The 13286-nt window shown below is 72.3% G+C and carries 15 protein-coding genes; 8 read left to right on the plus strand and 7 right to left on the minus strand.

Annotation, left to right across the window (positions count from 1 at the left end):
• Entirely contained in the window at positions 1–303 is a 303-nt protein-coding gene (locus ACVFI9_RS14365) for an antibiotic biosynthesis monooxygenase family protein (RefSeq protein ID WP_474762889.1), read from the minus strand.
• A 106-nt stretch (positions 304–409) separates the two neighbouring features.
• Here ACVFI9_RS14365 and ACVFI9_RS14370 point away from each other — a divergent pair, with 106 nt between their 5' ends.
• From ACVFI9_RS14370 to ACVFI9_RS14395, 6 genes are all read left to right on the plus strand, one after another.
• Positions 410–985 carry a cysteine hydrolase family protein gene (locus ACVFI9_RS14370; protein WP_474762890.1) on the plus strand — a complete coding sequence of 192 codons (576 nt, stop codon included), beginning with the start codon at positions 410–412 and terminating at the stop codon, positions 983–985.
• Between the two features lie 90 nt (positions 986–1075).
• Positions 1076–2371, plus strand: a complete 1296-nt coding sequence (locus ACVFI9_RS14375; protein WP_474762891.1) for an O-acetylhomoserine aminocarboxypropyltransferase/cysteine synthase family protein — start codon at positions 1076–1078, stop codon at positions 2369–2371.
• Entirely contained in the window at positions 2368–3012 is a 645-nt protein-coding gene (locus ACVFI9_RS14380; RefSeq protein ID WP_474762892.1) for a CoA-binding protein, read from the plus strand. The genes ACVFI9_RS14375 and ACVFI9_RS14380 overlap by 4 nt, the downstream gene beginning before the upstream one ends.
• 83 nt (positions 3013–3095) lie before the next feature.
• On the plus strand, positions 3096–3515 hold the full coding sequence (locus ACVFI9_RS14385; protein ID WP_474762893.1) for a GNAT family N-acetyltransferase: 420 nt from the start codon (positions 3096–3098) through the stop codon (positions 3513–3515).
• Positions 3516–3632: 117 nt separating this feature from the next.
• Complete coding sequence (locus ACVFI9_RS14390) at positions 3633–5009, plus strand: L-serine ammonia-lyase (RefSeq protein WP_474762894.1); 1377 nt, start codon at positions 3633–3635, stop codon at positions 5007–5009.
• Between the two features lie 85 nt (positions 5010–5094).
• Positions 5095–5295 (plus strand): hypothetical protein, encoded by a 201-nt coding sequence (locus tag ACVFI9_RS14395; RefSeq protein WP_474762895.1) that lies wholly within the window; start codon positions 5095–5097, stop codon positions 5293–5295.
• A gap of 39 nt (positions 5296–5334) precedes the next feature.
• On the opposite strand, the gene ACVFI9_RS14400 is transcribed toward ACVFI9_RS14395, so the two are convergent.
• The 3 genes from ACVFI9_RS14400 to ACVFI9_RS14410 all read right to left on the minus strand — a co-directional run bounded on the left by ACVFI9_RS14400 (position 5335) and on the right by ACVFI9_RS14410 (position 8208).
• Positions 5335–5847 (minus strand): rhodanese-like domain-containing protein, encoded by a 513-nt coding sequence (locus ACVFI9_RS14400; protein ID WP_474762896.1) that lies wholly within the window; start codon positions 5845–5847, stop codon positions 5335–5337.
• A gap of 112 nt (positions 5848–5959) precedes the next feature.
• Positions 5960–7234 carry a M18 family aminopeptidase gene (locus ACVFI9_RS14405; protein ID WP_474762897.1) on the minus strand — a complete coding sequence of 425 codons (1275 nt, stop codon included), beginning with the start codon at positions 7232–7234 and terminating at the stop codon, positions 5960–5962.
• Positions 7235–7275: 41 nt separating this feature from the next.
• Positions 7276–8208: a DnaJ domain-containing protein gene (locus tag ACVFI9_RS14410; RefSeq protein ID WP_474762898.1), complete on the minus strand. Its 933-nt coding sequence runs from the start codon at positions 8206–8208 to the stop codon at positions 7276–7278.
• Positions 8209–8349: 141 nt separating this feature from the next.
• Here ACVFI9_RS14410 and ACVFI9_RS14415 point away from each other — a divergent pair, with 141 nt between their 5' ends.
• Positions 8350–8775, plus strand: a complete 426-nt coding sequence (locus ACVFI9_RS14415) for a DUF1761 domain-containing protein (RefSeq protein WP_474762899.1) — start codon at positions 8350–8352, stop codon at positions 8773–8775.
• Positions 8776–8828: 53 nt separating this feature from the next.
• Here ACVFI9_RS14415 and ACVFI9_RS14420 read toward each other — a convergent pair whose 3' ends face one another.
• Positions 8829–10397, minus strand: coding sequence for a DUF7059 domain-containing protein (locus ACVFI9_RS14420; RefSeq protein ID WP_474766275.1), 1569 nt, complete (start codon positions 10395–10397; stop codon positions 8829–8831).
• A gap of 153 nt (positions 10398–10550) precedes the next feature.
• On the opposite strand from ACVFI9_RS14420, the gene ACVFI9_RS14425 reads away from it, so the two are divergent.
• Positions 10551–10886, plus strand: a complete 336-nt coding sequence (locus ACVFI9_RS14425) for a hypothetical protein (RefSeq protein ID WP_474762900.1) — start codon at positions 10551–10553, stop codon at positions 10884–10886.
• Here ACVFI9_RS14425 and ACVFI9_RS14430 read toward each other — a convergent pair.
• The gene (locus tag ACVFI9_RS14430; RefSeq protein ID WP_474762901.1) at positions 10883–11275 is read right to left on the minus strand and encodes a DUF3054 domain-containing protein; all 393 of its coding nucleotides are present in this window, start codon (positions 11273–11275) and stop codon (positions 10883–10885) included. The genes ACVFI9_RS14425 and ACVFI9_RS14430 overlap by 4 nt on opposite strands.
• A 16-nt stretch (positions 11276–11291) precedes the next feature.
• Positions 11292–13184, minus strand: coding sequence for a thioredoxin domain-containing protein (locus ACVFI9_RS14435; protein WP_474762902.1), 1893 nt, complete (start codon positions 13182–13184; stop codon positions 11292–11294).
• Between the last annotated feature and the right edge of the window lie 102 nt (positions 13185–13286).

Below are 13286 nucleotides of genomic sequence, written 5' to 3' on the forward strand. Positions count from 1 at the left end.
CTAGGCGGGCGAGCTGAGTACCTCGGTGAAGTGCTCGACCTCGGGGAACGGCTCGTAGAACCCGTGCAGCAGCTCGCGCCAGCGCTCGTACTCGGGCGATCCGCGGAACCCCCGCTCGTGCGCCTCGATGCTGTCCCAGTGCACGAGCAGCAGGTACGCGTTCGGGGTCTCGACCGATCGCGAGAGGCGCAGGTCGTTGAACCCCGGCATCGACGAGATGATCGGCGCGGCCTCCCGGAACGCGGCTTCGAAGTCGGCCTCCCGGCCGGGAACGACGGGCAGGATGGCATGTTCGAGGATCACCTGCCCACCGTAGCGGTGGCCACGGCGCGCCTGCTTGGCAGCCCGACGCCGAGGAATGGCAGCCGTCGCCGGCCCGCAGGCACCGGACACGAGCGATCATGAGGACATGGACTACGACGACACCGCCGCCCTCATCGTCATCGACGTGCAGCAGGGATTCGACGACCCGCAGTGGGGCGAGCGCGACAACCCCGACGCCGAGGCGAACATCGGCCGCCTGGTGCAGGCGTGGTCGGACGCCTCGCGGCCGATCGTGCTCGTGCGCCACGACTCGCGCTCCCCCGGCTCGCCGCTCGCGCCGGGCGCGTCCGGCAACGCGCTGAAGGACGTGGTGGCGGATGCCCCGCACGACCTCTTCGTCACCAAGCACGTGAACTCCGCGTTCTACGGGAAGCCCGACCTGCACGCGTGGCTCCAGGACCGCGGCATCCGACAGCTCGTGATCTGCGGCATCCAGACGAACATGTGCGTCGAGACGACGACCCGCATGGCCGGCAACCTCGGGTACGACGTGACGCTCCCGATCGACGCGACCCATACCTTCGATCTCGAGGGCCCCGGCGGCGTCCGCCTCACCGCCGCGGAGCTGGCCCGCGCGACGGCCGTGAACCTGCAGGGCGGCGGATTCGCGAGGGTCGTCACGACCGACGAGGTCGTCGGCGCAGGGGTCGTCCGCGCATGACGACCGCCGCGCAGCCGGGCCCCGCGGCATCCGTTGCCCCGCGTTACGACGACGACCGGATGCCGCCACCGCACGCAGTAGCGTGAGCGCATGGCAGACCGCGAATTCGGCTTCAAGACCCGCGCCATCCACGCGGGCAACATCCCCGACCAGGTGACGGGGGCGCGCGCGCTGCCCATCTACCAGTCGAGCGCGTTCGTCTTCGACGACACCGCCGATGCCGCGGCCCGGTTCGCCCTGCAGAAGTACGGCAACATCTACTCCCGCCTCGCGAACCCGACGGTCGCGAGCTTCGAGGAGCGCGTCGCCAGTCTCGAGGGCGGCCTCGGCGCCGTCGCCACCGCGAGCGGCCTGAGCGCGCAGTACATCACGTTCGCGAGCCTCGCGGGCAGCGGCGACCACATCGTCGCCTCGGCGAACCTCTACGGCGGATCGATCACGCAGCTGGATGTCACCCTCCGCCGCTTCGGCGTCGAGACGACGTTCGTGCGCTCCTCCGACCCGGCCGACTACGCCGCCGCGATCACCGAGAAGACCAAGGCGATCTTCGTCGAGACCATCGCGAACCCGTCGGGCGAGATCGCCGACCTCGAGGGCCTCGCCGACGTCGCCCGGGCGCACGGCATCCCCTTCATCGTGGACTCGACCATCCCGACGCCGTACCTCAACCGCCCGATCGAGTGGGGCGCCGACATCGTCACGCACTCCGCCACGAAGTTCCTCGGCGGCCACGGGACGACCCTCGGCGGCGTCGTCGTGGAGTCGGGCCGGTTCGACTGGCACTCCGACAAGTTCCCGCTGTTCGGCCAGCCGGTGCCGAGCTACGGCGGCCTGCAGTGGTCGGGCAACTTCGGCGAGTACGCGTTCCTCACCCGACTGCGCGCCGAGCAGCTGCGCGACATCGGTCCCGCGCTCGCGCCGCACTCCGCGTTCCTGCTCGCGCAGGGCGTCGAGACGCTGCCGTACCGCGTGCAGGCGCACGTCGACAACGCCCGCGTCGTGGCCGAATGGCTCGAGGCCGATCCGCGCATCGAGCAGGTGTGGTGGGCTGGCCTCCCGAACCACCCGCACTACGACCGTGCGCAGAAGTACCTGCCGAAGGGCCCGGGCTCGGTGTTCAGCTTCGAGGTCAAGGGCGGCCGCGCCGTCGGCCAGCAGCTCATCGAGTCGGTGAACCTCGCCTCGCACCTCGCCAACATCGGCGACGCGAAGACGCTCATCATCCACCCCGCGTCGACCACCCACGCGCAGCTCAGCGAACAGCAGCTCGTCGACGCGGGAGTCCTGCCCGGCGTCGTGCGGATCAGCGTGGGCATCGAAGACGTGGAAGACATCATCGACGATCTCGACCAGGCCCTCACGGCCGCGACAGGAGGCACACGATGACGACGGCGGCCCTTCGACAGGCTCAGGACGGCGCGGATGCCACGACCAGGCCCGACGACGCTTCGACGGAGCTCGACACGAGCCTCGAGACCGTGCGGCTCGTCAACGGCCTCTCGTGCGAGCTGCCCGCGAGCTCGCCGCTCGCGAAGCTCCTGAAGTCGCAGCGCACCTGGGTCGGACCCGACGCGAAGCAGCGGCTGCGCATCCTCAACGCCGCGAAGTCGGTGGCCATCGTGGGCGCCTCGCCGAATCCGGCCCGCTCGAGTTACTTCGTGGGCACCTACCTGCAGCAGTCGAGCGACTACCGGCTCTACTTCGTGAACCCGAACGCGACCGAGATCCTCGGCGAGCCCGCCTACAAGAGCCTCGCCGACCTGCCCGAGGTGCCCGACATCGTCGACGTGTTCCGGCGCGCGAGCGACATCCCGAGCGTCATCGACGAGGCGCTCGCCATCGGCGCGAAGACGGTCTGGGTGCAGCTCGGCATCTGGAACGAGGAGGCCGCCCGCTACGGCGAGGAGCACGGCCTCACCGTGGTCATGGACCGCTGCATCAAGGTGGAGCACGCGCGGTTCCACGGCGGCCTGCACCTGCTCGGCTTCGACACGGGCCAGATCACGTCGCGCAAGACCATCCGCTAGCCGGCCGTTCCCCGCCCACGTGACGGGCCACCGATCCCCGACTGGCTCTTGTCGCGCCGACCGCAGCGCGGTGTGATCGAGGTATGCCCGACGACCTCGAGTTCTCCGACGACCCAGCTCGCCTCGACCGCGACCGAGTGCACACGTGGCTCTCGGAGGAGTCCTACTGGGCGGCCGGGCGGCCGCGAACGACCCAGGATGCCGCGATCGACGCGTCGCGCAACTTCGGCGTGTACGACCGCACGACCGGCGAGCAACTCGGGTACGCCCGGGTGGTCACCGACGGGGCGACGTTCGCATGGCTCTGCGACGTCTTCGTCGCGAGCGGAGCGCGCGGACGAGGCATCGGCGTCGCCCTCGTCGAGGGCGTCGTCGCGGCCCTCGAACCGCTGGGACTGCGGCGCATCATGCTCGCGACCGCCGATGCGCACGGGCTCTACGAGAAGTTCGGCTTCGCGCCGCTCGCCATCCCCGAGCGCTACCTGGAGCGGTCGGGGCGTTGATCCCAGCGGCACGATCCCGCGAGTCTCGCCGCTCTCGTGCGTGGAGCCGCCTTCCGTCGCACGATCGTGCGACGGCACGCCAGATCCGTGCGTCGACTCCCACGTAGCCTTGGACACGTGACAGCGTTCGTCTCAGCCCTCGATCTGTTCTCGATCGGGATCGGGCCCTCGAGTTCCCACACCGTCGGTCCGATGCGGGCCGCACGCGCGTTCGCCGAGCAACTCGCGCGTGACGGGCTCCTGGAGCGGACGACGCGCGTCACCTGCTCCCTGTACGGCTCGCTCGGTGCGACCGGCCTCGGCCATGGCACACCCGATGCGGTGGTCGCCGGGCTCGCGGGCCTCAGACCCGACGACTGCGACCCCGCTCGGGTGCGCGGTGCCTGGTCGGGCCTGGGCGACGACGGCGGGACCGTGCAGCTCGCCGGGCGGCATCCGATCACCATGACGCAAGCCGACCTCAGCCTCGAGCCGCGAACGCGCCTCCCCGGCCACCCGAACGCCATGACGCTCCAGGCGTGGGGCGACGACGACGCGCTCCCGCTCGCGGAGGAGACGTACTACTCGGTCGGCGGCGGGTTCATCCGTCGCGATGGCGACGACGCGCAGGTGGCTGAAGCGCTGCGGCATCCGCTTCCGTACTCGACCGCCGACGAACTGCTCGCGCTCTGCGAGGAACACGGCGTGTCGTTCTGCGACGTCGCCCGCTCCAACGAGGTGGCGGTGCACGGCGAGGCGGGCATCGATGCGGGGCTCGACGCGATCTGGGCGGCCATGGCGGAATGCGTACAACACGGGCTCGCGACCGAAGGCACGCTGCCCGGTGTCCTCGGCGTGAAGCGCCGCGCACCCGAGGTGCGACGCCGGCTCGAGGAGTACGACCGCGACGAACACGAACGCGACACCTCGACCGAGTGGCTGCACGCGTTCGCGCTCGCGGTGAACGAGGAGAACGCCGCGGGCGGCCGCGTCGTGACGGCGCCCACGAACGGCGCCGCCGGCATCATCCCCGCGGTCGGCCACTACTACCTCCGCTTCGTGCCCGGCGCGGATGCCGCGGGCATCCGTCGCTACCTGCTCACCGCCGCCGCGATCGCGTCGCTCGTCAAGAAGAACGCGTCGATCTCGGGCGCCGAGGGCGGATGCCAGGCCGAGGTCGGGTCCGCGTGCGCGATGGCCGCCGGCGGGCTGTGCGCCGTGCTCGGCGGCACCGCACGGCAGATCGAGAACGCCGCCGAGATCGCGATGGAGCATCACCTCGGCCTCACCTGCGACCCGGTGGCCGGGCTCGTGCAGGTGCCCTGCATCGAGCGCAACGCCATCGCCTCGTCGACCGCGGTGTCGGCTGCACGACTCGCGCTGCACGGCGACGGCACGCACGTCGTCTCGCTCGACACCGTCATCGAGACGATGCGCCAGACGGGCCTCGACATGATGACGAAGTACAAGGAGACGAGCGAGGGCGGCCTCGCCGTCAACGTCATCGAGTGCTGAGCGCCGCCGCGACGCGTGCGCCGGCGCCCGTGCCCCCCGATCGGGACCCTCGCGCGGGCGCCGCGGCATCTGCCAGTCTGTGCTGATGGACACCCCCGACCCCAACGTCATCAACGACCTCGTCGGCACCGCCGGCCTCATCGGGCTCATCGTCGGCCTCGTCGTCTACCTCGCGATCCTCGCGCTGAGTCTCTGGATCGGGTATCTCATCATCAAGGCCGCGGTGCGCAACGGGCTTCGCGAGCACACCCTGTGGCTCGAGCAGCGCCGGGGGCCGCTGCGCTGACGGGCAGGCGTCGAAGTCCCGGCCGACGCCCGCCCGCGTTCAGCACGCGCACGTGATGTCGGCGTTCACCGCGGTGTCGCCCGCGAGTCCGGCCTGCGCCACGTTCGTGAGCGCGTCGGGCGGGAGCTGCGCGAGCCCGTCGGCCGTGTCGAATGCGAAGCCTTCGCGCACCCAGTACTCGAAGCCGCCGATCATCTCCTTGACGGGGTGGCCGAGCAGCGCGAACTCCAGTGCGGCTCGGGTCGCGCCGTTGCATCCCGGCCCCCAGCAGTAGACGACGACCGGCGTGCCGGCCGGGATCCGCTCGGCGGCCTCCGCGGCGATGCGACGGCGAGGCAGGTGCATGGCTCCCGGCACGTGCCCCTGCGTCCAGGACTCGTCGCTGCGCGTGTCGACGAGCACGAAGCCGGGCTCCGGCGCGGCGAGTGCTGCCGCGACATCCGACACGTCCGCCTCGACGGCCAGGCGGCCGCTGAAGTGGGCGATGGCGTCGGCCTGGGTGGCCACGTGCTCGAAGAGGTCGGATGCCGCGTGCGCGATGGTGTCGGTCATGCCATCACCCTCGCACCCGCGGGCCGGCCCCGGCACGCGAAATCGCGCCGTCGTGCCGCGAGATCCCGCCAGCGTGCCCGGACAGGCCGCGAAGCCGCAGTCCTGCGGATCCTCAGTCGGCCGGAGCGAAGAACGCCGTGACGGCGGCCGCGAGCGCGACGAGGTCGTCGACGTGCGCGAGCTCTCGGGCGGAGTGCATCGACAGCAGCGGCGTGCCGACGTCGACGGTGCGGATGCCGAGCCGGGTCGCGCTGATCGGCCCGATCGTCGAGCCGCATGGGATCGAGTTGTTCGACACGAACGGCTGCGTCTCGATGCCGGCCTGGCGGCACGTGCGCGCCCACAACGCGGAACCCACGGCATCGCTCGCGTACCGCTGGTTCGCGTTGAGCTTCAGGAGCGGCCCGCCACCGAGACGGGGCCGGTTGCCGGGGTCATGGCGCTCGGGGTAGTTCGGGTGCACGGCGTGCCCGGCGTCGGACGAGAGCAGCCACGAGTCCGCGATGGCCCGACGTCGGTCGGTCGCGTCCGCGCCGAGCGCCGCTCCGATGCGCACGAGCACGTCCTCGAGGAACGGGCCGCTCGCCCCCGAACGCGACTCCGAACCGAGCTCCTCGTGGTCGAATGCGGCGAGCACGCTGATGCGCCCGGTGTCGCCGGGTGCTCCGAGCAGCCCGACGAGGCCCGCGAACACCGACGAGAGGTTGTCCATGCGGCCTGCCGCGAAGAACGCGTCATGGAGCCCGAACCGCTCGGGCGCCTGCGTGTCGGCGACGAGCAGGTCGTGTCCGCCGATGTCGCCGAGCTCGACCCCGGCGATGCCGGCGAGATGCGCGAGCAGGTCCCCCGCGGCGGCCGCGCCCCACACGGGCTGCAGGTGCCGCTGCTTGTCGAGCGTGAGCGCCTTGCTCACGTCGCGGTCGAGGTGGATCGCGAGCTGCGGGATGCGCAGGAACGGACCGGTGCGCACGAGGTGCTCGGCGCCGTCGCGGGTCACGATACGGCCGGCGAGCTCGAGCTCGCGGTCGAGCCACGAGTTCAGCAGGGGGCCGCCGTAGACTTCGACGCCCGCCTGCAAGAGCCCCTCGGCCGTGGGCGACGGGCCCGGCTTCAGCTTGAACGACGGCGAGTCGGTGTGCGCGCCGAGGATCCGGAACGGCGTGGTGCCCGTCGCGCCGTCGGGCTGCACCCAGGCGATGACGGCGCCGTCGCGCACCACCACTCGCTTGCCGGGAGTCGTCGGCCACTCCTCGCGCTCGTCGAGCCGCTCGAACCCGTCGGCCTCGAGCCGTCGGGCGACCGAGGCCGCGGCGTGGTACGACGAGGGGGATTCCCGGATGAAGTCGGCGAAGTCGGCGATGTGGGCGTCACGATCGAGCTCAGGCACCTCTCCATCCAACACCCCGACGGCCCGCCCGCGCGAACCGGCTACGCGAACCGGACGACCGCCTGCAGGCGCGAACGCACCTCCATGACCTCGGTGCCGCCGAGGTGCGCCGAGCCGGGGATCCCCTCGCGCACCGCGCTCGCGAGCCGCGAGCTGCGCACGAGCGCGACGACGGCGCCGCGGATGCTGCCGCCGAGCTCGAGCGGCTCGGCCGCGTGGTCGTCGGGCACGACGATGACGAGCGCGGTTGGCTTCACCCGGGCGGCGCGGCCGATGGCCTTGGCACGTGCCGCGAGCGCGCGGAAGGGTCGCTCAGCGCCCAGCGCCTCGCCCACGAGCTCGCCGCGCTTGAGCGCCACCGGCGCGCCCCAGTCCTCGGACTGGATGGCGAACAGCCCGGTGGGACCGAGCACGAGGTGGTCGAGCTTCGGCGGCAGGCCGGGGCCCGCGGCATCCGTCGCCACGTCGTGCCAGACCGTGTAGGCGATGCCGAGCGTGGCGAGCGCGCGAGCGGTCGCCTCCTCGGCGAGCGCGTCGGCGAGGACATGGCGGATGTCGCGTGGCGCGCTGCGCACCAGCGCGGGGTCGTAGGGGTCGTCGAGCGTCACGCCGCGCCCCGCCCACTCGCGGATGCGGTCGAGGTACAGCTGCCGGGTGAGCCCGCCCGGGTGCCCGTAGGAGCGTGCGAGCGGTCGTGAGTCGCGCGGCCGGCGGGGTGCGGCCGGCGCCCACGCCTCGCGGGTCGGCGTGGGCGCCGCGCCCTTGGCGCCTCGATCGAACGCGGCCCGCGCCTCGGGGGTGCCGATGAGGAGCCACGCCCGCTGCACGGCATGGAACGTCGCCGGATCGCCGCCGGTGTCGGGGTGCGCGTGGCGCAGTGCCCTGCGGTATGCCAGGCGCAGGGCTGCGGCATCCGCATCGGCGGGAACGCCGAGCACCTCGTACGGGGAGTCGGAGAGCGGACTGTCGGGCATTGGCTCGCTTTCAGGTATGCGAGCACGAGACTACCGCCGCTGGCTCGGTGCTCGCCGAGACGTGGCGCTCCCGTGCTCGCGCGGGGCTCGACGCTAGACTCCGGGCAGGCGCGGCCGTGCCGCGCGGGGGGAGGCAGCGGCATGCTCATCGACGTGAACTACTGGGCCGTCGTGATCGCGACGATCTCCACGATGGTCATCGGCTCCATCTGGTACACGCCGCGGGTGTTCGGCAACTACTGGATGCGCGTGGCCCGAGTCGACGTCGGCGATCGCAGCGCGGTGGCGCCGATCGTGACCACGATCATCGTGAGCTTCATCTCGGCGTGGGTGCTCGCGCTCGCGACGCAGGTGGCCTGGCTGGCGTTCGGCGGCAGCTACCTGCTGCTCGCGCTCCTCACCGGCATCCTGCTGTGGGCCGGCTTCACCGCGGCGCGCTTCATCACCCACGACGCGTTCGAGGGCCGGCCCGCAGGGCTCACCATCGTGAACATCGGGCACGAGCTCGTGACGACGGTCGTCATGGCGCTCATCATCGGCGTCTGGCCGCCCGCCGGCACGGTCTGAGCGGCGGATGCCCCGAGCCGCCGCCGCCGGCCGTTCTCGCGTACGCGGGCCCTTCAGTCGGTCGGCAGCCGCAGCATCCCGTCGTCGATGAGCGCACGCACGGCCGGCAGCACGTCGGCGGCGAGCGCCGCCTCGTCGACCTTGAGGAGCTGCGCGATCGCCGCGACGATCGCGCCGACCGTGAGCTCGCCGTCGCACGCTCCCACGAGGGCGGCCAGCCCGGTGTCGAGGTCGATCACGCGCGCGAAGCCTCCGCCCTGCCGGAGCAGCATGGCCGTGGGGTCGTCGTCGCCCGGCCAGTAGTGGCGCTCCTCGGTCACGTCACCGGCGACGGTCAGCCGGGTGGCCGAGAGCGCGTCATCGTCGAGCGACGCCTGCCGGTCGTGTGCCGCGAGGCACTCGGCGAGGTGCACGCCCAGTCCGCCGGGGCTGGCGCCGAGCGGCCCGTGCCGGCGTTCGACCCTGGCGAGCGGCGCCCGCTCGGCGCTGGAATCGGGCGGGCGCCGCAGCAGCACGTACCCGAACCCGATCTCGCGCACCCCGCGGCGCTCGAAGTCGTCGAGCCAGGCGTCGTAGAGGCGGTCGAAGTCGGCCGTGCCCGGACGGGTGCCGCCGTCGCGGATCCAGGTCTCGGCGTACTCGGTGACCCGCTGCACCTCACGCTCGACGATCCAGTGGTCGAGCTCGCCCGCCCATCCCGGTACTCGGTCGAGCGCGTCATCGTCGTCGCGGTACTCCCAGTTGCCGAGGAGCTGCGCCACGCCGCCGGGGTGCAGGTGCTCGGCGGCGCCCCGCATCACCGCCTCGACGATGGCGTCGCCGACCAGCCCGCCGTCGCGGTACTCGTACTCGGGCACGCCGGCCGCTCGCGGCGTGATGACGAACGGCGGATTCGACACGATGCGGTCGAACCACTCCCCCTCGACCGGCTCGAACAGGCTGCCGAGCCGGAGTTCGACGCCGTCGATGCCGTTGAGCTCGAGGTTGAGTCGCGCGAGCCGCAGCGCCCGCTCGGAGATGTCGGTGGCGACCACGTGCGAGGCGAACCGCGATGCGTGCATGGCCTGGATGCCGCAGCCGGTGCCGAGGTCGAGCACTCGCTCGGCCCGGGTCGGCAGCATGAGCCCCGACAGCGTCATCGATGCTCCTCCGACACCGAGCACATGCTGCTCGCCGAGCGGACCGCCGAGCGCGAGTTCCCCGAGGTCGGACATGATCCACCAGTGCCCCGCGCCGTATCCGTCGGTGAACGCGTACGGTCGCAGGTCGAGCCGGGCGCGCACCGACGCACCGCCCGCGTCGCGTGCGACGAGGCCCAGCTCGGCGGCGCCCTCGAGCCCGAGTGACGGCAGCGCTCCCGCCGCGTCCTCGACGGGCACGGGCAGGCCGAGCACGAACAGCTCGGCGAGCGTGGCCAGGCCGGCGGATGCCCCGTGGCCCGCGCGTCGGGCGTCGAGCACGCGGCGCGCCGGCACGCGCTCGCCACGATGCAGCGCGGCCGCGGCATCCGCGCCCCAGAGCGCGTCGAGCGCGTCGACGCTGAAACCGGCCGTCTCGAGGTCGGCGCGGAGCCGAGCCACGAGCTCGGCGGCGCGCCGTCGATCGGTCGTCGGGTCGGTCACGTCGTTCACCGCACCATTCAACCGCAGTGCGCCGGCTCGAGATGGTCACGCGCGCGTCATCCGCCGTCCATCTGACGACGACCGGTGTAACCCGCACGTCACACGGTCCGCGTAGCGTTGGTTACGATCGAATCAGCGAGGGGAGGTCGCGACATGGCCGAGGCATCGACGCTCGAACGCCTGCGGCAGGACGCGCGCGACGAACTCGCCGCGCTCATCGAACTGCGCTGCCGGCTCGGCGAGGACCCGTGGGTGTTCCTCCCAGAGCTCCCCTCGGTCGATGAACAGGTCGTGGCGACGCTTCGCGAGGAGCGCCTCCATTCCGACCGATGGAGCCTGGTTCGTGCTCGGGCCTACCACCCGACGGCCCGTCGTGGCGATGCGGCGCGCTTCGAGTACGAGCTGCTCCGCGAGATTGCCCTCGACCATCCCGACCTCAGCACCGCCGTGTGGTCGCTGCTCGACCGCCTCGACCGGCTGGCCCGTTAGCGCACCGCGGTGCTCCGCCGTCGCGCCAGAGCGGCGACGGCCCGCCAGCCGACGAGGAACAGTCCGAGTGTCAGGCCGGCGACCACGATGAAGGCGACGGCCGTGCCCTGCCCGCCGGCAAGGCGGAGCAGCATGCCCACGACGAGGGTCGCCGCCCAGATGACGACCCCGGTCGGCCAGACAGCGAGCGGATGCCGCCACGCCCGCGCCGCGACCCAGCCGAGCACGAGCCCTCCGAGGAACGGCCACGCCGTGCCCCAGAGCCCGGCGAGCGTGAGCCCTTCGGCGTGACTCGCGCGGCCGATCACGGCGAACGCGATGACGAGCACCGCGTCGACGACGAGCGCCCCGACGATGCCGCCTGCCGAGGTTCCGTTCCGTTCGCTCACCCGTCCATCGTACGGATCAGCGGCGGTCTGCGAGTTCCACGAGCTCCCCGGCGCCGTGCACCGGCAGTGCGCACACGAATGCGTGGCAACGGTAGGCGGTCGGCCTCCGGCCGGATGCGACGCGTCCCTCGAACAACTCGAACCCCGCCGCGGCGAGCTCGCGCGCGTGCGTTTCGGTGACGACCGCGGCGATGGATGCCTCATGCCGACGCGTCTCATCGATGAGCGCGTCCGACCCCGGCCCGGCTTCCGCACCGGGGTCGGCGTCGGGCACGACGGTGACGAGCTGCACGAGCGGCGCCGCGAGCCGCGCCATGACCGCGAGTGCCCCGCCGAACGCGATGGGCCGTTCGACGGCGATGCCGGCGACCGATCGCATCGCGCGTTCGGCGAGCTCGAGATACCGGTCGCCTGCGCCGAGCGCGTACAGCCGCCGCGCTGCATCGGCACATGCCGTGACACCCGATGGCGTCGCCCCCTCGGCGGGATCCGGGGGCAGCGCGAGTCCACGCGCGACGAGTACGGGGTCGCCCCCGGCCGGCGCGGCGAAGGGCATCGCCGCATCGGCCGGAGCCGAACGTGCTGCGCGGTCGATGAGTTCGCGGGCGGCCGTCGCGTACCCGGCCTCACCCGTAGCGGCGGCGAGCTCCAGCAGGCCGCCCGCGAGCATGCCCGAGTCCTCGAGCGTCGCGGTCGCCGACGACAGCACGCCGTCGAGCGACGCACGCACGAGCGACCCGTCGGCACGTCGGTGGTGATCGAGCAGGTAGTCGGCCGCCCGTCGCGCAGCCGCCACTGCGTCGGCACGGCCGAACACGAACCCCGCCCGCGCGAGCGCGCCGATGGCGAGCCCGTTCCAGCCCGTCAGCACCTTCGTGTCGAGGGCCGGGGGCTGCAGCCCCGTGCGTCCTGCGGCGTCGCGACGGTAGTACCCGCCTTCGCTGCGCTCGCCGTCGATGATGCTCTCGGAGTCCTGGGCGCTCGCGAACCCGCCCGAGGCGAGCTGCATGCGCTCGACGAGGAACCCGATGACGCCCCCGGCGAGCGGTGCGACGAAGTCGGGTGGCGCCTCCCCACGACCGAGCTCGGCGGCGACGCCGAGGAGGAGCGCGTTGTCGGTGAGCATCCGCTCGTAGTGCGGATCGCTCCAGTCGGCGCGAGTCGCGTACCTGAAGAAGCCGCCCTCCACGGGATCGCGGAGCGGCGAGGCGCCCATGCGCTGGAGTGTCCGGGTCGCCAGGGCTCGCGCCTCGGGTCCCGCTACGGTGAGGAACTCGAGCACCGGTGCGACGGGGAACTTCGGCGCGCGTCCGAACCCGCCGTACACCCGGTCCTCGTCGGCGGCGAGCACCGCGGCCGCCGACTCCAGGCGCGCCCGATCGGGCAGGTCTCCGGCCGTGTCGGCGACGGATGCCGCGTCGAGCGCCGTGGCGACGGCATTCGCGGTCTCGTCGAGGTCGCTGCGTCGCTCGCGCCATGCCTCGGCGACGGCCGCGAGCACGTCGGGGAACGCCGGCACGCCGCGGATGCCGCGGGGCGGGAAGTAGGTGCCCGCGTAGAACGTGCGCCCCTCGGGCGTGGCGAACACGGTGAGCGGCCAGCCCAGTTCTCGTGTGAAGGCGGATGCCGCGGCGAGGAAACTCGCGTCGACCTCGGGATGCTCCTCGCGGTCGACCTTGACGGCGACGAACCAGTCGTTGATGAGGCGAGCCGTCTCCGGATCGCTGAAGCTCTCGCGCGCCATGACGTGACACCAGTGGCAGGTGGCGTAGCCGATCGAGACGAGCACGGGCACGTCTCGCCGACGCGCCTCGGCGAACGCGTCCTCGCCCCAGGGGAACCAGTCGACGGGGTTGTCCGCGTGGGCGCGGAGATATGGACTCAGCGCGTCCTTCAGGCGGTTCGGCATGCTCTCAGCGTAGGACGGATGCCGCCGACCGGCGCCGGGCTTGACTACTCCCGTGCGGACGGACGCTTGGGTACCGAAGATGGAGGCGTTAAACCGAAGAGA

The sequence above is a fragment of the Agromyces sp. NSFZ genome (assembly GCF_056156205.1).